Source organism: Pseudomonas sp. KU26590, from assembly GCF_026153515.1.
Classification (GTDB): Bacteria; Pseudomonadota; Gammaproteobacteria; order Pseudomonadales; family Pseudomonadaceae; genus Aquipseudomonas.
This window is the reverse complement of the sequence record NZ_CP110644.1, coordinates 1,889,418-1,911,064: the sequence shown is the minus strand read 5'-3', so window position 1 is coordinate 1,911,064 and position 21,647 is coordinate 1,889,418. Positions and strand designations below refer to the sequence as shown.

The window sequence follows — 21,647 nt, the reverse complement described above, 5'->3', positions numbered from 1 at the left end:
GGCACCCTGACATGCAATCGTGACCGCGCCGTGCTGATCTCTGCGGGACCGGCTTTAGCCGGGAAGAGGCCAGTGTGAACACCATAAATCTTGCAGCGTGACGACCGACGCCTTCCCGGCTGAAGCCGGTCCTACAGGGATCGGGGTAGCACATCGGGTGTACGCAGCGGTTTTTGTGGGGCTGGCTTTAGCTGGTAAGAGGCCAGCGTTAACACCGCAAAACTTGCAACGTGGCGACCAACGCTTTCCCGGCTGGAGGCGGTCCTACAGGGATCGGGGTAGCCAGTGACATCGGGTGTACGCAATAGCCAGTTCCAGACACAGTCCGACAGGGGAATACATGAAACGCATCCAGATCCTCGATTCTCACACCGGCGGCGAGCCGACGCGGCTGGTGCTCGACGGGTTTCCCGATCTTGGGCGGGGCAGCATGGCTGAGAGGCGTCAGCTTCTGGCTGAACAGTTCGATGACTGGCGGGCGACGACGGTGCTCGAACCGCGTGGCAGCGATGTGCTGGTGGGTGCGCTGTTGTGTGAGCCGGTCGATCCCGAGGCCTGCGCCGGGGTGATCTTTTTCAACAACAGCGGCTACCTGGGCATGTGCGGCCACGGCACCATCGGGCTTGTGGTGTCGCTGGCGCATCTGGGCAAGATCGGCCCCGGCGTGCACCGCATCGAAACCCCGGTCGGCACGGTTCAGGCCACGCTGCACGACGACCGCTCGGTCAGCGTCGACAACGTGCCCTCCTACCGCTACCGCAAACAGTTCGTCGTCGAGGTGCCTGAACTGGGCAGCGTGACCGGCGACATCGCCTGGGGCGGCAACTGGTTTTTCCTGATCGCCGACCACGGCCTGAGCGTCGCCGCCGACAACCTCGACGCCCTCACCGATTACACCTGGAAGGTCCGGCAGGCGCTGGAAAGCCAGGGCATTCGCGGTGAAGACGGCGGCGTCATCGACCACATCGAGCTGTTCGCCGACGACGACCACGCCGACAGCCGAAACTTCGTGCTCTGCCCCGGCAAAGCCTACGACCGCTCGCCCTGCGGCACCGGCACCAGCGCCAAACTGGCGTGCCTGGCGGCGGACGGCAAACTTCAGCCCAATACACTGTGGCAACAGGCCAGCGTGATCGGCAGTCAATTTGAAGGCAGTTTCGTCTGGGAACACGGCGAGCGGCAGACGGGCGACCGCATCGTGCCGACCATTCGCGGCCGCGCCTACATCAGCGCCGAGGCCACTTTGCTGCTGGACGACGAAGATCCATTCGCCTGGGGCATTCGCTCATGACTGAAGCACCGACGCTGCAAGGCCATGCCGCTGATGTGATCGTCATCGGTGGCGGCATCGTCGGCGCTGCGTGTGCGGAGGAGCTGGCGTCCCAAGGTTTGCATGTGCTGGTGCTGGATTGTCAGCGCCCCGCCGCGACTGCTGCGGGAATGGGCCATCTGGTGGTGCTGGACCATAGCGCTGCCGAGCTGGCGCTGGGGGAATATTCGGTCAGGGCCTGGCGCGAATTGACGCCGCAGATGCCGGACGACTGCGCAATGCGTACCAACGGCACCCTGTGGCTGGCCTGCAACGAGGAAGAAATGGCCGAAGCCGAGCGCAAGCATGCGGCGTTAAGCGAATACGGACTGGCGTGCGAGTTGCTGTCCGGCGCCGAACTGGCGAACGCCGAGCCGTCCTTGCGATCTGGCCTGCTCGGCGCATTGAAGGTCAGTGGCGACGGTATTCTGTACGCGCCCAACGCCGCCCGCTGGCTGTTGCAGCGGCAGTCTTCCCGGGTGGTTCAGCGTCAGGCCGAAGTCGTGGAAGTCCAGGGCAATCGTGTGCGGCTGGCGAGTGGTGAATGGCTGCAAGCCCCGGCCGTCGTGTTGGCCAGCGGCATCTACGCCCGCGAACTCTGTCCTGATTTACCGTTGCAAGCGAAGAAAGGCCACCTGTTGATCACCGACCGTTACCCCGCGCAGATCACCCACACGCTGGTTGAGTTGGGCTACGTCACCAGCGCCCACAAGGGCAACGGCCCGTCGGTAGCGTTCAATGTGCAGCAGCGCCCGACCGGCCAGCTGTTCATCGGGTCATCGCGGCAGTTCGACAACCACAACCCGGAGGTCGACGCCGCCATGCTCGGGAGGATGCTGCGCCGGGCGATGGATTTCCTCCCCGGCCTGGGGGACATGAATGGCCTTCGCAGCTGGACCGGCTTTCGCTCCGCCAGCCCCGACGGTCAGCCGCTGATTGGCGAGCACCCGCATCAGCCCGGTCTGTGGCTGGCGGTCGGGCACGAAGGCCTCGGCGTCACCACGGCAACCGGCACCGCCCGCCTGCTCGCCGCGCAAATGCTGCGCACCGCCCCACCCCTCGACCTGGAACCCTATCTGCCGCAACGCTTTATCGGAGCCCGCGCCCATGCCTGAATTGAGCATCGATGGTCAGCCCTTTCGCTTCGCCCAAGGCACCACGGTGGCCGCCGCGCTGATGTCGAGCGGCGATCGCTGCAGCCGAACGTCGGTCAGCGGCCAGCGTCGTGCGCCCTTGTGTGGCATGGGCATCTGTCAGGAATGCCGGGTGAGCATCGACGGCCTGCGCCGGCTGGCCTGCCAGACGATCTGCCGTGACGGCATGCAGGTCGAGACACAGCCATGACCATGAAAATGACCGAGCATGTCGATCTGCTGATCATCGGTGCTGGTCCGGCTGGCATGGCGGCAGCCCTGGCGGCGGCGCCTCGCGGGTTGAGCATCGCCCTCCTCGACGACAACCCGCTGCCGGGTGGGCAGATCTGGCGCGACGGCCCACATGCTCAGGTGCCGAAACAGGCCCGGCACATGCGTGCGCAGTTGCAGGGTTTGAGCAACGTTCGCCTGCACAGCGGCTGCAAGGTGGTCGCGCTGGCGGGTTCGAAAAGACTGCTGCTGGAGGACGCCGAGCGCGGCTGGATCTTGGGTTACGACAGACTGATTCTGTGCACCGGCGCGCGGGAGCGGCTGCTGCCCTTCCCCGGCTGGACACTGCCGGGTGTCACCGGCGCCGGCGGCTTGCAGGCGCTGATCAAAGGCGGCCTGCAGGTGAAAGACGAACGCATCGTCATCGCCGGGACTGGCCCGCTGTTGCTGGCGTCGTCGGCGACTGCGCAAAAGCATGGCGCGGAGGTCGTGCGCGTCGCCGAGCAGGCGCCCTTGAGCGCCGTCGCCGGATTTGCCGCCGGGCTGTGGCGCTGGCCGAACAAGGCGATTCAGGCGATCACCCTGGCGAGTGCCGCCTATCGAACGTCGGCCCATGTCCTGGCCGCGCTGGGCACGGATCGGCTTGAGGGCGTGCGTGTTCAGGTGGGTGACACAATTGAGGAGCTGGCCTGCGAGCGTCTGGCTTGCGGTTTCAGTCTGGTGCCCAACGTCGAGATCGCCCAAGCACTGGGCTGTACCGTGCGGGATCAGGCCATCGTGGTGGATGACTGGCAGGCGACGAGTCTGGCCGATCACTTCGCAGCGGGTGAATGCACCGGTTTCGGCGGCAGCGAACTGGCGCTGGTCGAGGGCCGTATTGCCGGGCTGGTGGCGGTGGGCGAACGGGACAAAGCGCGAGGCTTGTGGGCTGAGCGGCAGCGCTGGCAGGAATTTGCAGATCGGCTGAACAAGGCGTTCAGTCTGAATCCTGCGCTGAAACTCCTGGCGATGCCGGAAACGCTGGTCTGTCGCTGTGAGGACGTGCGTTACGCGGACCTGGCGAAACATGGCAGTTGGACCAGCGCCAAACTCGCCACCCGCTGCGGGATGGGCGCGTGTCAGGGGCGCATCTGCGCAACGGCGGGGCAGACACTGTTCGGCTGGGAACCCCCGTTGTTGCGCCCACCCTTTAGCCCGGCACGGATCTCGACGCTCGCGTGTCTGGATGAAGGCGAATCTGTTGAGGTGAGTTGATGTCTCGGCTAGGCGTCGTACGGAAGATGCCGCATCATCAATCCCGTCTTCCAGCCGGCTAGCACGCCCGTGAACATGATCGACCTCATCCCCACCGCGCCCTTGCACGACCTCGATCAGTTGCTCGCCAGCCTGGAATTGGTCGCGCCGCTGTTTGATGCGATTCCCGGTGTGGTGTTTTTCGTCAAGGACGCCCAGGCCCGCTATGCACTGGTCAACCAGACGCTGGTGCAGCGCTGCGGCTTCAAGGAAAAAAGCCAGATCGTCGGGCTGACCGCCGAGGACGTATTCCCCGCGCGCTTCGGGCCGTTGTACACCGCCCAGGACCGCCGCGTGCTGGCCGATGGCAGGCAACTGAGCGATCAGCTGGAGCTGCACCTTTATTACGGCAATCAGCCGATCTGGTGCCTGACCCACAAGATCGCCCTGCGCGATCGGCACGGCGCAATCATCGGGCTGGCGGGTATTTCCCGGGATCTGCAAATCCTCCAGACGACCCATCCGGCGTATCAAAAGCTGGTCGAGGTGGACGCGTACATTCGCGAACACTTCTCGCGGCCCATCACCCTTGAGCAACTGACCGCCATCGCCGGGCTGTCCATCGCCCAGCTGGAGCGGCACTGCAAGCGCATCTTCCAGCTCACGCCACGGCAGATGATTCACAAGGCGCGGCTGGGTGAAGCGTCGCGGTTGTTGCAGGAAGACCTGTCGATCACCGAGATCGCCCTGCGCTGCGGGTACACCGATCACAGCGCGTTCAGCCGCCAGTTCAAAGCGCTGACCGGCGCGTCGCCGAGTGAGTATCGGGATTCGCGGAAAATAGCTGAGTGAACGCGGTTTTGTAGGACCGGCTTTATCCAATGCCACTGGATGATCGCGGTGCCTTTGTAGGACTGGCTTTAGCCGGGAAGAGGCCTGTGTGTGCGCTGTAGTTTTTGCAGTGTGGCGACTGACGCTTTCCCGGCTGAAGCCGGTCCTACAATGATTGCAGTCCCGCTGGATGATTGCGGTACGGCGCAATCTGCGTCTTTGCCGCACCGCAACGTGCATCAATGAAGCACGCCGCGCATTCATGCTCCTTTATGTAACACCCCTCGCCTCGCTCAAATCACGCTGCAATGACCCACTACGCTGATCCAGAGCCTTCCACGCCGTACTGGCAAAACAGGCACGCTGCGTGCATATCAAATATCGTATACGAAATTACTTATCCGACCGTTTCTCCATCTGCACGCACCGAGGCTTCTATGAAAAACCAAGCTGTCGCCGTCGCCCTCCTCGCCGTCATGGGCGCTTCTATCAACACCGCGTTGGCCGACAAGCTCGATGACATCATCGACTCCGGCAAGCTGCGCTGCGCCGTGACGCTGGACTTCCCGCCGATGGGGTCCCGTGATGACAAGAACAACCCGGTCGGATTTGACGTCGATTACTGCAACGACCTGGCGAAGGTGCTGGGCGTGACGGCCGAGGTGGTGGAAACGCCGTTTCCGGACCGCATTCCTGCGCTGGTTTCAGGCCGTGCCGACGTGATCGTGGCGTCGACCTCGGACACTCTGGAGCGGGCGAAAACGGTGGCGATGACCATCCCGTATTTCGCCTTCCAGATGGTGGTGCTGACCCGCGACGACGCCGGCATCAACAGCTACGACGACCTCAAGGGCAAGGATGTCGGCAACACCAGCGGCACGTTCGAAGCGATCGCGCTGGAGAAGGACCAGAAGAAATGGGGCAGCGGCAGTTTCCGCGCGTACCAGACCCAGAACGACACCATCCTCGCCGTCGCCCAGGGCCACATCAAAGCGTCGGTGGTGACCAACACCGTCGCCGCCGCCACGCTCAAATCCGGCAAATACAAAGGCCTGAAGGTTGCGGGTAATGCGCCCTACACCATCGACTATGTTTCTCTTGCGGCGAAGCGCAACGAGTACGGGCTGATTCACTACCTGAACCTGTTCGTAAACCAGCAAGTGCGCTCGGGTCGCTATGCCGAGCTGTATGAAAAGTGGGTGGGCGGCAAGCCGGTGGACCTGACTGTGCCGGGCGTCTATTACTGAGGGGGACGATCAGAGGGCGCGGACCTTGTAGGAGCGTGGCTTGTCCAGCGATTGGCGGGGAACCCGTCGTGAAACCCGGCAACCCGCTGGATCTGACACACCGCGTTTTCCGGTTTGCTGCCGGTTCCCGGCAGATCGCGGGACAAGCCACGCTCCTACCAGGTGATCGTCCCGCGCCCTGCTGATCGTTCCCACGCTCTGCGTGGTAATGCAGGGCCTGACGCTCTGCGTCAGAAAAGCGCAACGCGGAGCGTTGAAAGCGGCGTTACCACGCGGAGCGTGGGAACGATCAAACAAAAGCGGCATTACCACGCGGAGCGTGGGAACGATCATCGGCGTCATCCCCAGAACCGGTTCATTCACTCAGGAGCCCACGATGTCTGAAGTCTCGTTGAACGGGCGCTGTCTCGTTTCCGGCAGCGCTCAGGGTGAGTTGTTGTACGCCGACGTGGGCCTGAGTTTCTGGGGCGGGGTCGAGCCGTTTACCGGTGAAGTGATCGACCGTCATCACCCCCTCAGCGGCCAGTTCATCAACGGCCGGGTGCTGGCCATTCCCAGCGGGCGCGGTTCCTGTACCGGCAGCAGCGTGTTGCTGGAACTGATCCTCAACGGCCACGCGCCCGCCGCATTGGTCTTCGAGCGCGTGGAAGACATCCTCACCCTCGGCGTGCTGATCGCCGAGCAGATGTTCGGCCATTCGATCCCCGTCATCAGCCTCGGCGAAGCGGGTTTTGCCGCGCTGGGTGAGGTTGCTTTCGTGCGGGTCGAGGATGACCGCGTCAGCGGCTTTGCCAGCCCACCACCGCCACTCCCTCGCGATTACAAAGCCTCGTCGGCACCTCGCTCAATCAGCAAGATCACCCTGACCGAAACCGACCAGGGCTTTCTCGACGGCGCCTACGGCAAAGCCGCGCAGGTGGCGATGGGCATCATCCTGCGCATGGCCGAGCTGCAAGGCGCGACCGAACTGCTGGACATCACCCAGGCGCACATCGACGGCTGCATCTACACCGGGCCGGCCAGCCTGCGTTTCGCCCGGCAACTGGTGGCCTGGGGCGCCAAGGTGCGCGTGCCCACCACCCTCAATTCCATCTCCGTGGACAAGCGACGCTGGCGTGAACTGGGTGTTGATCCGGCCCTCGGCGAGCCGGCCAGTCAGCTGGGCGATGCGTATCTGGAGATGGGCGCGCGCGTGAGTTTTACCTGCGCGCCGTACCTGCTGGACAGCGCGCCGGAGCTGGGCGAGCAAATCGTCTGGGCCGAGTCCAACGCGGTGGTGTACGCCAACAGCGTGATCGGCGCGCGCACCCTGAAGTACCCCGACTACCTCGACATCTGCATCGCCCTCACCGGCCGCGCGCCGAAGATCGGCTGCCACCTGACACAACAACGGCTGGCGACCCTGCGCATCGACGTCCCTGCACTGGACGGCCTCGACGACAGTTTCTACCCGCTGCTCGGTTATCACGTCGGGCTGCTGTGCGGCGCTGCGATCCCGGTGATCTGCGGCCTTGAGCACAAGGCGCCGACGCTGGATGACCTCAAGGCGTTTGGCGCCGCGTTCGCCACCACCTCCGCTGCGCCGATGTTTCATATCGCCGGCGTGACGCCCGAAGCCACCACCGCCGAACTCGCCCTGGACGGGCACGCGCCGGAGAAAACCCTGAGCGTCAGCCCGGCGGACTTGCTGCACAGCTGGCGTGAGTTGAACAGCGCACAGACGCCCGAAGTGGACGCGGTGACACTGGGCAATCCGCATTTTTCCCTGAGCGAATGCGCGACGCTGGCCCAGCTGTGCGGCAGCCAGCGCAAGCATGAAAACGTGGCGATCGTGATCACCTGCGGCCGCGCCACCCTGGAGCGCGCGCAGCAGGCCGGTTATATCGAGACGCTGGAGCGCTTCGGCGTGCAGTTCGTCACCGACACCTGCTGGTGCATGCTCGGCGAGCCGGTCATCCCGCCGACCGCGCGCCACCTGATGACCAACTCCGGCAAATACGCGCACTACGCCCCCGGGCTGGTGGGGCGTCCCGTGCATTTCGCCAGCCTGGCCGAGTGCGTCGACAGCGCCATCACTGGGGTCGCCAGCGGGCGCTTGCCGGCCTGGTTGCAGGCCGCCGCCGTTGTGGAGGCCAGCCCCCATGTTTGACTACAACTTCCACTGGCGCGCGGCGTTCAAGGCCCTGCCCGACATGCTCGACGGCGCGTGGGTGACCTTCGAAACCGCCGCGCTGTCGATGATCCTCGGCGTCACCATCGCGCTGTTTCTGGTGTTCATGCGCCAGGGCAAAAACCGTCTGTTCCGGGGCTTTGCCGCGACCTGGATTTCCATCGCGCGCAACACGCCGTCGCTGTTTCAGGTGTACATCCTGTATTTCGGCCTGGGCTCGTTTGGCCTGCACATCAGCTCGTGGGCGGCGTTGCTCGCCGGCATCACGATTAACAACGCGGGCTATCTGGCGGAGAACTTCCGTGGCGGTCTGAAGGCCGTGCCCGACACCCAATTGCGCGCCGCCCGTTCACTGGGCATGAGCGCACCTCAGGCCTATCGGCTGATCGTCATTCCGCAGTTGCTGCGCATCGTTTTCTATCCGCTGACCAACCAGATGGTCTGGGCCGTGCTGATGACCTCGATGGGGGTGATCGTCGGCCTCAACAACGACCTCACCGGCGTGACCCAGGATTACAACGTCAAGACCTTCCGCACCTTTGAATTCTTCGCCATTGCGGCGGTGCTCTATTACCTGATCGCCAAGCTGATCGTGGCCGTTGCCCGGCTGCTGTCCTGGCGGCTGTTCCGGTACTGAGGAGATGAGCATGTTCGAGAGCACGTTTAGCTGGAATGACCTGCAATTCATGCTTCAAGGGGCCTGGGTCACGATTTTGCTGACCGTGGTGTCGATGATCATCGGCACGCTGGCCGGGGTGGTCTGCGGCATGGCCCGCGCCCTGCTGCCGCGCAGCACGATCCCGCTGGCCTGGCTGCTGGACGTGTTTCGCAGCGTGCCGTTGCTGATTCAGTTTGTGCTGTTCAACGCGCTGAAAAGCATCGTCGGTCTGAACTGGAGCGCCTTCGCCGTCGCCTGTGTGGTGCTGGGTTTGTACGTCACCGCGTACTGCACGGAGATTGTGCGCAGCGGCGTGTTGTCGGTGCCGCTCACCTTGCGCCGCGCCAGCCGTTCGCTGGGCCTGACCTACTGGCAGGACTTGCGCCAGATCGTCATGCCGATGGCCACCCGCGTGGCGTTTCCCGGCTGGATCAACCTGCTCCTTGGGGTGATGAAGGACACCGCGCTGGTGATGTGGATCGGCATCGTCGAACTGCTGCGCGCCTCGCAAACCATCGTCACGCGCATTCAGGAGCCGCTGTTGGTGCTGTGCATCGCCGGCCTGATTTATTACGTCATGAGTCTGGTGGTCGCCCGTTTAGGCGCCCGGCTGGAAACGAGGTGGCAGGAAAATGATTGAGATCGACAACGTGCACAAGTCATTCGGCGAGCTTGAGGTCATCAAGGGCGTGAGCCTGCAGGTGAACAAGGGCGAAGTGGTGTCGATCATCGGCGGTTCGGGCTCGGGCAAGTCGACGCTGCTGATGTGCATCAACGGGCTGGAATCGATCAAGAGCGGCAGCATTCGCGTCGACGGCACCGAGGTGCATGCGCGGGACACAGACATCAACAAGCTGCGGCAGAGGATCGGCATTGTCTTTCAGCAGTGGAACGCGTTCCCCCATCTGACGGTGCTGGAAAACGTCATGCTCGCCCCGCGCACCGTGCTGGGCAAAAGCAAGGCCGAAGCCGAGGCGCTGGCGGTCAAGCAACTGACCCATGTGGGCCTGGGCGACAAGCTCAAGGTGTTTCCCGGCAAGCTGTCGGGCGGTCAGCAACAGCGCATGGCGATTGCCCGGGCGTTGGCGATGTCGCCCGATTACATGCTCTTCGACGAAGCCACGTCTGCCCTCGACCCGCAGCTGGTGGGCGAGGTGCTGGACACCATGCGCATGCTGGCCGAGGACGGCATGACGATGATTCTGGTGACCCACGAAATCCGTTTCGCCCGGGATGTGTCGGACCGCGTGGCGTTTTTCCGCAACGGGCTGGTGCACGAGATCGGCACGCCAGATCAAGTGATCGGCAACCCGCAACGGCCGGAGACGGCGGATTTTTTGCGATCAATCAACTAGAGCCTGCGAATGAGAAAACCGTCGGCGCCGGCTTGCTGGCGAACCGGGTGGGTCATTCGACGCGGTGGTGGCTGACGTCGCACATTTGTAGGAGCCGGCTTGCTGGCGAACCGGGTGGGTCATTCAACGCGTTGGTGGCTGACGTCGCACATTTGTAGGAGCCGGCTTGCTGGCGAACCGGGTGGGTCATTCAACGCGATGGTAGATGACACAACGCGTTCGCCAGCAAGCCGGCTCCTACAGATCGGGTCAGATTGAGCGAATTTGTCAGGTTCAGCGGATCCGGAAGGTCCGGCAGATTCACAGATGCATTGGATTCACCGTATTTTTACAGGAGGGCCTTAGGTCATGCGCTCATCGAAAGTGATTCATGTGGTCAGTTGTCACGCCGAGGGTGAGGTGGGCGATGTGATTGTCGGCGGGGTTGCGCCGCCGCCGGGGGACACGATCTGGGAGCAGTCGCGCTGGATCGAGAAGGACAACGTGCTGCGCAATTTCATGCTCAACGAGCCGCGCGGCGGGGTGTTCCGCCACGTCAATCTGCTGGTACCGCCCAAGCACCCGAAAGCGCAGATGGGCTGGATCATCATGGAACCGGCCGACGTGCCGCCGATGTCCGGCTCCAATTCCCTGTGCGTGGCGACGGTGCTGCTGGACAGCGGAATCCTGCCGATGACCGAGCCGGAAACCCGCCTGATTCTTGAGGCCCCCGGTGGCCTGATCGAGGCGATTGCGCAGTGCCGCGACGGCAAGGTGACGAGCGTCGAGGTGCACAACCACCCTTCGTTCGCCGATCAGCTGGACGTGTGGATCGAGGTGCCGGGGCTGGGTTCGGTTCAAGTCGATACCGCCTATGGCGGCGACAGTTTCGCCATCGTCGATTCGGTGAAGCTGGGCTTTTCCCTGACCGCCGATGAGGCGAAGGACCTGGTGGAAACCGGCCTGAAAATCACCAAGGCGGCCAACGAGCAATTGGGGTTCAGCCATCCATTGAACAGTGACTGGAATCACATTTCGTTTTGCCAGATCGCCGCGCCGGTCAACTTTGACGGCGGTGTGGCCAATGCGGCGAACGCGGTGGTGATCCGTCCCGGCAAGATCGACCGCTCGCCCTGCGGCACCGGGTGTTCGGCGCGGCTGGCGGTGTTGCATGCCAAAGGTCAGCTGAAGGTGGGCGACCGGTTTATCGGGCGTTCGATCATTGGTTCGGAGTTCCACTGCAAGATCCAGAGCGAGACCGACGTGGCCGGGCGCAAGGCGATCATTCCGAGCTTGTCCGGGCGGGCGTGGATCACCGGCACGCACCAGCACATGCTCGACCCGAGCGACCCGTGGCCGGAGGGGTACAAGCTGAGTGACACCTGGCCGGTGGGGTTGAAGTTGTAAATGCTGCGCCGATTTTTCTGAATGAATGCAAAAACCCTGTAGGAGCGCGCTTGGTCTGGGCCGCATCCGGACGAATGAGTTGTATCAGTCAAAACATTCATCGCAGACACACCGCATTCGCGGGCAAGCGCGCTCCTACAGGGATCGGGGGGATCCTGAAATAACGGTTAAACGCAGCAATAACCGGGCGTAATCCGCTCAAAACAGAACGTATACGAAATACCTTTACTCAATCAGGAGTCAATCATGAGCCAGTCCGTATCCTGGAGCGGGGTCTTCCCTGCCGTTACCACGCAATTCAACGCCGATTTTTCCCTCAATCTGGAGGCAACCCACAAGGTCATTTCCAACCTGGTGCGCGATGGCGTGTCGGGGCTGGTGATCTGCGGGACCGTGGGCGAGAACACCTCCCTGAGCGTCGCTGAAAAGATCAGCCTGGTGGAAGCCGCCAAAGACGCCTCGGCCGGGCGCGTGCCGGTGATTTCGGGCATTGCCGAGTTCACCAGCGCCAACGCCAGCGCTGTCGCCAAGCAAGTGCAGAAAGCCGGCGCTGACGGGATCATGCTGATGCCGGCGCTGGTGTACTCGGCCAAACCCTTCGAGACCGCCACGCACTTCCGCACCGTGGCCGCCGCCACCGACCTGCCGATGATGGTTTACAACAACCCGCCGATCTACAAGAACGACGTCACGCCGGACATCCTTATCTCCCTGGCAGACTGCGACACCATCGTGTGTTTCAAGGATTCGTCGGGGAACACCAACCGATTCATCGACGTGCGCAACGAAGTCGGCGATCGTTTCGTGCTGTTTGCCGGGCTTGATGATGTGTTGGTGGAAAGCGTTGCGGTGGGCGCGGTGGGCTGGGTGTCGGGGATGTCAAACGCCTTCCCGAAAGAGGGCGAGACGTTGTTCCGTCTGGCCAAGGCCGGGCGTTTTGCTGAAGCGATGGCGCTGTATGAGTGGTTCATGCCGCTGCTGCACCTGGACGCGCGTCCGGACCTGGTGCAGTGCATCAAGCTCTGCGAAGCAATCATGGAACGCGGCAGCGCTCTCACCCGCCCACCGCGCCTGGCGCTGCCGGACAGTGATCGGGAATATGTCGAGAAATTGATGAAGACCGCGTTGGCGAACAAGCCGGTGTTGCCGGATGTGGGGCTCTGACAGATGCGTGATTGAGGGTGAACGCATCAACCTCATCCGACGCAAGTCAACTGTAGGAGCGCGCTTGCCCGCGATTGCGGTGGATCAGGTTCATATTTGGCGACTGACACTCCGCAATCGTCCGGATGCGGCCCAGACCAAGCGCGCTCCTACAGGGGACAGCGAAAGGTTTTACACATTCACCACATTCACAAACCGCGAGGCAGCGGTTTCGTCGATGCGCAGGTTGGTGAAGTCGAACAGGTTGCGGTCCGCCAGTTGCGACGGCTGGACGTTCTGCAAGCTGCGGAAAATCATGTCGGAGCGGCCCGGGGTTTTGCGGTCCCAGTCCTGCAGCATGTCCTTGACTACCTGACGCTGCAGGTTTTCCTGGGAACCGCACAGGTTGCACGGGATGATCGGGAATTGCTTGATGTCCGAGTACGCCTGAATGTCCTTCTCGGCGCAATACGCCAGCGGACGGATCACCACGTTGCGGCCATCGTCGGCGCGCAGCTTGGGCGGCATGGCCTTGATGCTGCCCTGGAAAAACATGTTCAGGAAAAACGTCTCGATGATGTCGTCGCGGTGGTGACCCAGCGCCATCTTGGTCGCGCCGATTTCATCCGCAAAGGTATACAGCGTGCCCCGGCGCAGCCGCGAACACAGCGAGCACGTCGTCCGGCCCTCGGGCACCAACTCTTTGACCAGCGAATAGGTGTCTTTCTCGACGATGTGATACTCCACGCCCAGCTGCTTCAGGTACGCCGGCAGCACGTGCTCGGGGAAACCCGGCTGTTTCTGGTCCATGTTCACCGCGACGATATCGAAATGGATCGGCGCGACTTTCTGCATATGCAGCAGCACATCCAGCAGGGTGTAACTGTCCTTGCCGCCGGACAGGCAGACCATCACCTTGTCGCCGTCTTCAATCATGTTGTAGTCGGCCACTGCTTCGCCCGCGAGCCGACGCAGACGCTTCTGCAGTTTGTTCTGATTGACTGAAAGGCTGCCCATGGCGCTGGTGTCCGCTCGCTGTGGTGTGAAGAGACGTGGGGAAAGGGTCGGCATTTTACGCAAAAAGCGCAGGTTGGGTAATGCATAGCCATCGTGAGGCTCCCCGCTGTAGGAGCCGGCTTGCTGGCGAATTCGCGCGTCCAGTCGACAAAAAAGTGTCTGCCCTGCCAGGTTCGCCAGCAAGCCGGCTCCTACAAAAGCCCACTCGTGCATCTGTTTGAGTGGGCGGCTGATTACCAACCGCTATTAGCAGCGCGCTTGAACACCTCAATCGCTCTAAGGCATCCGGTTTTCGGGTGCTCAGCTTTCTATACTGGCCTGAGAGGTCGCAGCCAGTTCCCTTGATCGATTGTGGCCTTGTCCTGGCGGCATCTGGCGGTCAGGCGCTTCGTTGGAAGCGGCGGCACACTTCACGGGAGTAACGGACATGATCCATCACGTCTTGGGGCTGTTCACCCACCCCGATCAGGAATGGCAACAGATACGGGGCGAAGGTGAAGAAAGCATCGGCCACCTGTACCTCACCCATACGCTGATCCTGGCGGCGATCCCGGCGGTGTCGGCGTACATCGGCACGACGCAGGTGGGCTGGCAGATCAGCGAACGCGCGCCGGTCATGCTGACCAGCGACAGCGCGGTGTGGATGGCGCTGATGTCCTACATCGCCATGCTTGCCGGGGTCGGCGTCATGGGCGGGTTTATCCACTGGATGGCGCGCACCTATGATGCAACACCCAGCCTGGCGCGCTGCGTGGCCTTCGCGACCTACACGGCGACGCCGCTGTTCCTCGGCGGGCTGGCCGCGCTGTACCCGCACATGTGGCTGGGAATGATGGTCGGGCTGGCGGCGGTCTGCTACACGGTGTACCTGCTGTACGTCGGTTTGCCGGTGTTCATGGACGTACACCCGGACGAAGGCTTCATGTTCTCAAGCTCGGTGCTGGCGGTCGGGCTAGTGGTGTTGGTGGCAATCATGGCGTTTACGGTGGTGCTGTGGGGCGTCGGCATGGGGCCGGAATTCACCAGTTAGTACCCGGTGACCATTCGGCGCTTTGGGTTTTGGCGGGGCAAGCGCTTTGCGGCATACTCGCCTCCTCTGGAGACCGATGAAGCATGCTCGAACCACTCAACACCCGCGTCGAATCCTGCTACCAACAAGCCGAAGATTTCTTCAAACGCCCCTTCAAGCGCCCGGTCGTGAGCGTCAAACTGCGCGGCCAAAAGGCAGGCGTGGCGCACCTGCACGAGAACATGCTGCGCTTCAATCCGCAGCTGTACCTCGAAAACAGCGAAGACTTCCTGCGCCAGACCGTCCCCCACGAGGTGGCGCACCTGGTCGCTCATCAACTGTTCGGCGACACCATCCAGCCCCATGGCGAGGAATGGCAGCTGATCATGCGCGGCGTCTACGAGCTGCCGCCGAACCGCTGCCACACTTACGAAATCCAGCGCCGCAGCGTGACCCGCTATATCTACCGCTGCCCGTGCCCGGAAAGCGATTTCCCGTTCACCGCCCAGCGCCACAAGCTGGTGCGCAAGGGACGCCGGTATTTGTGCAAGCGCTGCCGGGAGATTCTGGTGTTCAGCGGCGAGACGCGGGTGGAGTGATTGCCGCAGACCCAATGTAGGAGCGCGCTTGCCCGCGAACGCGGTCTGCCGGTGGTATCCATCTCGCCTGACCCACCGCATTCGCCAGCAAGCCGGCTCCTACAGGTTGGGCGCATGCCTTCAGATTTTCCCACACGCTGGACGCAGGTTCTCCGCACAACCGCTATTTCCCGGTTCGACGCAGACCCAATGTAGGAGCGCGCTTGCCCGCGAACGCGGTCTGTCTGTGGCATCCATCTCGCCTGACCCACCGCATTCGTCAGCAAGCTGACTCCCACAGGTTGGGCGCAGGCCTTCAGGTTTTCCCACACGCTGGACGCAGGTTCTCCGTACCACCGCTATTTCCCGGTTCGACGCAGACCCAATGTAGGAGCGCGCTTGCCCGCGAACGCGGTCTGTCTGCGGCGTCCATCGCGCCTGACCCACCGCATTCGCCAGCAAGCCGGCTCCCACAGGTTGTGCGCATGACGCCGAATCCCGGCCAACGCAGATCCACTGTAGGAGCGCGCTTGCCCGCGAACGCGATCTGTCTGTGGCGGCCATCTCGTCTGACCCACCGCCTTCGCCAGCAAGCCGGCTCCCACAGGTTATGCGCATGCCTTCAGATTTTCCCACACGCTGGACGCAGGTTCTCTGTACCACCGCTATTTCCCGGTTCGACGCAGACCCAATGTAGGAGCGCGCTTGCCCGCGAATGCGGTTTGCCGGTGGCATCCATCTCGCCTGACCCACCGCATTCGTCAGCAAGCTCACTGCCACGGGGAAATTGCGCCTGCCGAACAGCCAGCGGCCGGCAACAAAAAAGACCCATAAAAAAGCCCGTCCGAAGACAGGCTTTTTCAACAACCTTTACTGCTAAAGGGTGTTACGAACGCACAACAGGGGTCGGCGCAGTTTCAGCCACACCCAGGTCGTCGGTCGGCGCGGTGTTGTCGATGGCACGACCGCCGGAGGCCAGCTCGGCCTGCATCTGCGGAACGTCCAGCTCACCGACCCACTTGGCAACAACCAGGGTTGCCACGGCGTTGCCGCACAGGTTGGTCAGGGCGCGGGCTTCGGACATGAAGCGATCGATGCCCAGGATCAGCGCCAGACCGGCAACCGGCAGAGTACCCACGGCAGAAAGCGTCGCGGCCAGTACGATGAAGCCGGAACCGGTCACGCCTGCCGCGCCTTTGGACGACAGCAGCAGCACCAGCAACAGGGTGACCTGATGGGTGATGTCCATGTGGGTGTTGGTGGCCTGAGCGATGAACACCGCAGCCATGGTCAGGTAGATCGAGGTACCGTCGAGGTTGAACGAGTAACCGGTCGGGATCACCAGACCTACTACAGATTTCTTCGCGCCCAGACGCTCCATCTTGATCAGCATGCGTGGCAGTGCCGACTCGGACGACGAGGTACCCAGCACGATCAACAGCTCTTCGCGGATGTACTTGATCAGCTTGAGGATGCTGAAGCCGTGCGCTTTCGCGATGGAGCCCAGCACCAGCAGCACGAACAGCAGGCAAGTGATGTAGAAGCACAGCATCAACTGACCCAGTTGTACCAGCGAGCTGACGCCGTACGCACCGATGGTGAATGCCATGGCACCCAGCGCGCCCAGCGGGGCGAGCTTCATGATCATGTTGATGATGTTGAACATGATGTGGGCGAAGCGATCAATGAAGTCCAGGATCGGCTTGCCGTAAGCGCCCAGGCGATGCAGGGCGAAACCGAAGATCACCGAGAACATCAGCACTTGCAGGATGTCGCCGTTGGCGAATGCGCCGACGATGGTGTTCGGGATGACGTTGAGGATGAAGCCAACGATGCTCTGGTCTTTACCGGCGGTCACGTAGGCCGCAACTTTGGAAGCGTCGAGGGTGGACACGTCGATGTTCATGCCGGCGCCCGGCTGGACGACGTTGACCACGATCAGGCCGATGATCAGCGAGATGGTCGAGACGATTTCGAAATACAGCAGCGCGTAGCCGCCGGTCTTGCCCACGGATTTCATGCTCTGCATGCCAGCGATACCGCTGACAACGGTGCAGAAGATGATCGGCGCGATGACCATTTTGATCAGTTTGATGAACCCGTCACCCAGCGGTTTGAGCGTTACGGCAGTTTCGGGGTACCAGTGACCAAGCGCGATACCGACGATGATCGCGACGATCACCTGGGCGTAGAGGGATTTATAGATGGGCTGACGAGTCGTCATTGCAGTTTCCTCAAGAGCATCGATCTGCGGCAGTCCGGCTGCAGAGACGCCTAAAGTGCGAACCCTCCTGCTCGGAGGGATTTGTTTTTGTCGAGCTGCGCGCGGCAGACCTCTATCCAGTGCATCGCAAGCACCGTGCCAGAGTTGTTAAATCGTGTGACAGGCCCGGATTCCGTGAACCGTCAGGTTAGCAGTGGACCCATCGGCTCAAAGAGGTGGCGGTTTTCCGCCGTTTTCTGGCAATTCCTCCGCCACACTGGCGGGTATCCGCCTCGACAGAGGTGCGAAGGGGCTCAGGTTAGAGGGCGAACTGAATGCGGAAGGCCGCGCCGCCCAGTTCCGAATCGCCCAGGGTCAGCTGCGCGCCGTAGCTTTCGATGATGTCCTTGACCACCGCCAGACCGATGCCCTGCCCCGCGTTTTGCGTGTCCAGCCGCTCGCCGCGTTCGAGAATCCGTGCGCGCTGGCTTTCCGGAACGCCCGGACCGTCGTCTTCGATGCACAGCTCGTCGCCCATCATCGAAGACCGCCAGCTCACGCGAACCTCGCCGAGACACAGGCGGTAGGCGTTTTCCAGCAGGTTGCCGAGCATTTCCAGCAAGGCGCCCTCCTCCATCTGCACCTGGCCGTTGTCCGGCAGGTCGAGGACCACGTTGACGCGCTTGTCGCGGTAGACCTTTTCCAGCGTGTTGCACAGGCTCTGCACCACGGGTTTGAGGGCCACGTGATAACGCACCAGCCCGCTTTTGCGCAGGCTGGCGCGCTGCAACTGATAGCTGATCTGCTGGCTCATGCGTTCGATCTGCGATTGCAGAATCCGCGCCTGCTCCAGATCCTCCGGCCGTTTGGCGATCTGCTCACTGACGCCCTGCAGCACCGCGAGCGGGGTTTTCAGGCTGTGGGCCAGATCGTCGAGGGAGTCGCGGTAACGGGTGCGTTGTTCACGTTCGCTGCGCAACAGGCGGTTGAGCGAGTCGGTCAGGCGCAGCAGTTCGCTGGGGTGTTCTTCGCTGAGGCTTTCCCGGGAGCCGGCCTCGACCTGATCGAGTTCCTGACTCATGCCCCGCAGCGCGCGCAGGCCCCAGGTCAGCCCGCCCCACAGCAGAATCAGCAGGACCAGCAACGCGCCGCCGAAACCCAGGTAGAGCTTTTCGCGCAGGCCGGAGATGGTTTCCTGGTATTCGCGCACCGGCTGCAAGGCGACGATGCTGAAAGCCGCGTTACGCCCGCCGAGCAGTTTGATTTCGACGTCATAGACGAAGAACTCCTCGCCATTGGGCTGGCGAATCTTGGCGAACTCGTTGCCGCGGCCGTCATAGCGCGGCTGGTAGTCGATGGCTTCGTCTTCGGTGGCCCGGGAGCGCCACACCAGTTTGCCGGCGCGGTTATAGATGTAGCCGAGCAAGCGGCTGTCGGGCAGGCTGAATTGCTCGCCGGGCAGTAATGCCGGCATCAGCAGGTGGTCGTCTTCGACGCGGGCGGCGGAGATCAGCGTGGTGACGTCCGACGCCAGACGTTTTTCGATGGAGCTTTCCAGCGCCAGGCTGAAGGCGCTCTGCAGCGCCGGCAGCATCAGCAGCATGAAGATAACCGCCAGGGTCGCGGCGCCCAGCATAAGACGCAGGCGCAGCGAACGAATCATGTACAGCGCTCGGTAAACAGGTAGCCCAGGCCGCGCACGGTGTCGATCGGTTTGAAGCCGGCAGGCCCTTCGAGTTTGCGCCGCAGGCGGCCGACCAGCACTTCGATCACGTTCGGATCGCGCTCGTCGTCATCGGGGTACAGCTGCTCCATCAGGCGCTCTTTGGGCACCACTTGCTGGTGGTGACGCATGAGGTATTCGAGAATCCGGTATTCGTAGGCGGTCAGCGCCAGCGGCTGTTCATCCAGCGACGCCTGCTTGCGGTTGAGATCCAGGCTCAGCGGGCCGGCGACGATCGTGGAGTGGGTGAAACCGCTGGAGCGTCGCAGCAAGGCGTTGAGGCGCGCTTCGAGCTCTTCGAACTGGAACGGTTTGACCACGTAGTCGTCGGCGCCGGCAGCCAGGCCTTCGACTTTGTCCTGCCAGTTGCCGCGCGCGGTCAGGATGAGGATCGGGAACGCCTTGTTCTGCACGCGCAGTTGACGGATCAGGTCGAGACCGCCGACACCCGGCAAGCCCAGGTCGATGACCGCCAGATCGTGGTTGAACTGGCCCGCCTGATACAACGCTTCCTCAGCGTTGCCCACCGCTTCGACGACGTGACCGCTTTCGGTCAGGCGGGTCTGCAGGTGGTGACGCAGCAGGGCTTCATCTTCGACAACCAGCAATTTCATGACGCTCTCCCAGGCAAAGGCATACCCCTCGTTTCGTGATTCTCTTGCTTAAAGAGTTCTCAACGACGCTGCCGAGCGCGTGCAGTGTGACGAGCCCGGCAGCGATTGTGCAATCCAGACACCGCGAAAAACAGGCTGGCGGCTTACAAAACGTGGTGGACGGGTAAATAAGTGTGCTGACTCTCGCTCAAGCTCAGCGAAGACGGTTGCTGCAGCGTGCGGACCGGTGGGCTGGCCTCGAACAGTCTAGTCGTACTCGGCAAGGACATCTGCGGGGTGTCAGCGGCCGCAAGAGTGCCCGTTTGCACGCTCACACCGTTGACACGGGCGGTGAGATTTCCGTAGCCGGCGGCGTAGGGATCATCCACAGGTTGCTGGCTGAACGTCTGGCTCCAGCTGCCGACCTGAGTGCTGCTGGCAATGCTGCGACGCAGGCCGTTGAGGCGGTCGGCGCGTTCGGTGTTCTTGCCGAAATCGGTGCGGGACACGTCCGCGTTGCCATCAGCCGCTTGCGCCGCCGCGCTGCTGCCAAGAAACGCCAGCGCCAGAAAGAGCTTGTTGAACGTCAGCATGAGCAGGTCCTCCAGCGCCAGGCGCCTTGTTGGGTACGGTTTGGAGCATACGCAGCCAGCGCTGAACCCCTCCTGAACATGTACCGACCCACCGCATTCGCCAGCAAGCTGACGCCAACAGGATTAGATCAGGCCGTTGGATTTTGCGTTCGCCGCAAACCGGCTTCCGCACCACCACGATGTTTGTGAATCGACGCAGATCCACTGTAGGAGCGTGGCTTGTCCCGCGATCTGGCGCGCAGCGGCAGCAACAAAATGAATGCGGTGTGTCAGCAGGCATGGCGTCGTGAGGTTTGCGACTGCTTCGCAGCCGATCGCGGGACAAGCCACGCTCCTACAGGTTTTGCGTGTGCCTGCGCCTTTGCGTTCGCCGCAAACCGGTGTTGCGGATGCCCACGATCTCGCGGTCGCCGCAGATCTACTGTAGGAGCGCGCTTGCCCGCGAATGCGATCTGCCTGTGCCATCAACGTTGCCTGACCCACCGCGTTCGCGGGCAAGCGCGCTCCTACAGGTTTTGCGTGTGCCTGCGCCTTTGCGTCCGGCCGCAAACCGGTTTTGCGTTCGCCGCAAACCGGCTTCCGCACCACCACGATGTTTGTGAATCGACGCAGATCCACTGTGGGAGCGTGGCTTGTCCCGCGATCTGGCGCGCAGCGGCAGCAACACAATGAATGCGGTGTGTCAGCAGGCATGGCGTCGTGAGGTTTACAACTGCTTCGCAGCCGATCGCGGGACAAGCCACGCTCCTACAGGTTTTGCGTGTGCGTGTGCGTGTGCGTGTGCGTGTGCCTGCGCCTTTGCGTTCGGCCGCAAACCGGTGTTGCGGATGCCCACGATCTCGCGGTCGCCGCAGATCTACTGTAGGAGCGCGCTTGCCCGCGAATGCGATTTGCCTGTGCCATCAACGTTGCCTGACCCACCGCGTTCGCGGGCAAGCGCGCTCCTACAGGTTTTGCGTGTGCCCGCACCTTTGCGTCCGGCCGCAATCCGGTTTTGCGCTCGACGCAAACCGGCTTCCGCACCACCACGATGTTTGTGAATCGACGCAGATCCACTGTAGGAGCGTGGCTTGTCCCGCGATCTGGCGCGCAGCGGCAGCAACACAATGAATGCGGTGTGTCAGCAGGCATGGCGTCGTGAGGTTTACAACTGCTTCGCAGCCGATCGCGGGACAAGCCACGCTCCTACAGGTTTTGCGTGTGCGTGTGCGTGTGCCTGCGCCTTTGCGTTCGGC

19 protein-coding genes are annotated in these 21,647 nt (G+C 62.5%); 14 read left to right on the top strand and 5 right to left on the bottom strand.

Annotated features, from left to right (window positions below; translation table 11 throughout):
* Positions 1 to 340 precede the first annotated feature (340 nt).
* The 12 genes from OKW98_RS08590 (at position 341) to OKW98_RS08535 (ending at position 12,717) form a co-directional block, all read left to right on the top strand.
* Entirely contained in the window at positions 341 to 1,291 is a 951-nt protein-coding gene (locus OKW98_RS08590; protein ID WP_265388782.1) for a 4-hydroxyproline epimerase, read from the top strand.
* Positions 1,288 to 2,424 carry an NAD(P)/FAD-dependent oxidoreductase gene (locus tag OKW98_RS08585; RefSeq protein WP_265388781.1) on the top strand — a complete coding sequence of 379 codons (1,137 nt, stop codon included), beginning with the start codon at positions 1,288 to 1,290 and terminating at the stop codon, positions 2,422 to 2,424. Before OKW98_RS08590 ends, OKW98_RS08585 begins: the two co-directional genes overlap by 4 nt.
* Positions 2,417 to 2,653: a (2Fe-2S)-binding protein gene (locus OKW98_RS08580; RefSeq protein ID WP_237254670.1), complete on the top strand. Its 237-nt coding sequence runs from the start codon at positions 2,417 to 2,419 to the stop codon at positions 2,651 to 2,653. The genes OKW98_RS08585 and OKW98_RS08580 overlap by 8 nt, the downstream gene beginning before the upstream one ends.
* Before the next feature lie 8 nt (positions 2,654 to 2,661).
* A complete protein-coding gene (locus OKW98_RS08575) occupies positions 2,662 to 3,927 on the top strand; it encodes an NAD(P)/FAD-dependent oxidoreductase (RefSeq protein WP_265389678.1) in 1,266 nt (421 codons plus the stop codon).
* A gap of 75 nt (positions 3,928 to 4,002) precedes the next feature.
* Positions 4,003 to 4,758, top strand: coding sequence for an AraC family transcriptional regulator (locus OKW98_RS08570; RefSeq protein ID WP_265388780.1), 756 nt, complete (start codon positions 4,003 to 4,005; stop codon positions 4,756 to 4,758).
* 416 nt (positions 4,759 to 5,174) lie between these two features.
* Positions 5,175 to 5,984, top strand: a complete 810-nt coding sequence (locus OKW98_RS08565; protein ID WP_265388779.1) for a transporter substrate-binding domain-containing protein — start codon at positions 5,175 to 5,177, stop codon at positions 5,982 to 5,984.
* A 376-nt stretch (positions 5,985 to 6,360) separates the two neighbouring features.
* Entirely contained in the window at positions 6,361 to 8,133 is a 1,773-nt protein-coding gene (locus tag OKW98_RS08560) for an aconitase X (RefSeq protein ID WP_265388778.1), read from the top strand.
* Complete coding sequence (locus OKW98_RS08555; protein ID WP_133777001.1) at positions 8,126 to 8,791, top strand: amino acid ABC transporter permease; 666 nt, start codon at positions 8,126 to 8,128, stop codon at positions 8,789 to 8,791. The genes OKW98_RS08560 and OKW98_RS08555 overlap by 8 nt, the downstream gene beginning before the upstream one ends.
* 10 nt (positions 8,792 to 8,801) lie before the next feature.
* Entirely contained in the window at positions 8,802 to 9,452 is a 651-nt protein-coding gene (locus OKW98_RS08550; RefSeq protein WP_265388777.1) for an amino acid ABC transporter permease, read from the top strand.
* Positions 9,445 to 10,167: an amino acid ABC transporter ATP-binding protein gene (locus OKW98_RS08545; RefSeq protein WP_265388776.1), complete on the top strand. Its 723-nt coding sequence runs from the start codon at positions 9,445 to 9,447 to the stop codon at positions 10,165 to 10,167. The genes OKW98_RS08550 and OKW98_RS08545 overlap by 8 nt, the downstream gene beginning before the upstream one ends.
* Positions 10,168 to 10,515: 348 nt before the next feature.
* Positions 10,516 to 11,553: a trans-3-hydroxy-L-proline dehydratase gene (locus OKW98_RS08540; RefSeq protein WP_265388775.1), complete on the top strand. Its 1,038-nt coding sequence runs from the start codon at positions 10,516 to 10,518 to the stop codon at positions 11,551 to 11,553.
* Between the two features lie 246 nt (positions 11,554 to 11,799).
* Entirely contained in the window at positions 11,800 to 12,717 is a 918-nt protein-coding gene (locus OKW98_RS08535) for a dihydrodipicolinate synthase family protein (RefSeq protein ID WP_265388774.1), read from the top strand.
* 171 nt (positions 12,718 to 12,888) lie between these two features.
* Here OKW98_RS08535 and ttcA read toward each other — a convergent pair whose 3' ends face one another.
* Positions 12,889 to 13,713: a tRNA 2-thiocytidine(32) synthetase TtcA gene (gene ttcA / locus OKW98_RS08530; protein ID WP_265388773.1), complete on the bottom strand. Its 825-nt coding sequence runs from the start codon at positions 13,711 to 13,713 to the stop codon at positions 12,889 to 12,891.
* A 427-nt stretch (positions 13,714 to 14,140) separates the two neighbouring features.
* Between ttcA and OKW98_RS08525 the strand changes: the two genes are divergently transcribed.
* Both OKW98_RS08525 and OKW98_RS08520 read left to right on the top strand, forming a co-directional pair.
* Positions 14,141 to 14,743, top strand: a complete 603-nt coding sequence (locus OKW98_RS08525; RefSeq protein ID WP_265388772.1) for a Yip1 family protein — start codon at positions 14,141 to 14,143, stop codon at positions 14,741 to 14,743.
* 83 nt (positions 14,744 to 14,826) lie between these two features.
* Positions 14,827 to 15,321 (top strand): SprT family zinc-dependent metalloprotease, encoded by a 495-nt coding sequence (locus tag OKW98_RS08520; RefSeq protein WP_265388771.1) that lies wholly within the window; start codon positions 14,827 to 14,829, stop codon positions 15,319 to 15,321.
* A gap of 865 nt (positions 15,322 to 16,186) precedes the next feature.
* Here OKW98_RS08520 and OKW98_RS08515 read toward each other — a convergent pair.
* From OKW98_RS08515 to OKW98_RS08500, 4 genes are all read right to left on the bottom strand, one after another.
* Positions 16,187 to 17,524: a dicarboxylate/amino acid:cation symporter gene (locus OKW98_RS08515; RefSeq protein WP_265388770.1), complete on the bottom strand. Its 1,338-nt coding sequence runs from the start codon at positions 17,522 to 17,524 to the stop codon at positions 16,187 to 16,189.
* Between the two features lie 298 nt (positions 17,525 to 17,822).
* A complete protein-coding gene (locus OKW98_RS08510) occupies positions 17,823 to 19,166 on the bottom strand; it encodes an ATP-binding protein (RefSeq protein WP_265388769.1) in 1,344 nt (447 codons plus the stop codon).
* Positions 19,163 to 19,840 carry a response regulator transcription factor gene (locus tag OKW98_RS08505; protein WP_133777011.1) on the bottom strand — a complete coding sequence of 226 codons (678 nt, stop codon included), beginning with the start codon at positions 19,838 to 19,840 and terminating at the stop codon, positions 19,163 to 19,165. Before OKW98_RS08505 ends, OKW98_RS08510 begins: the two co-directional genes overlap by 4 nt.
* A 143-nt stretch (positions 19,841 to 19,983) precedes the next feature.
* Positions 19,984 to 20,412, bottom strand: a complete 429-nt coding sequence (locus tag OKW98_RS08500) for a hypothetical protein (RefSeq protein WP_265389865.1) — start codon at positions 20,410 to 20,412, stop codon at positions 19,984 to 19,986.
* Between the last annotated feature and the right edge of the window lie 1,235 nt (positions 20,413 to 21,647).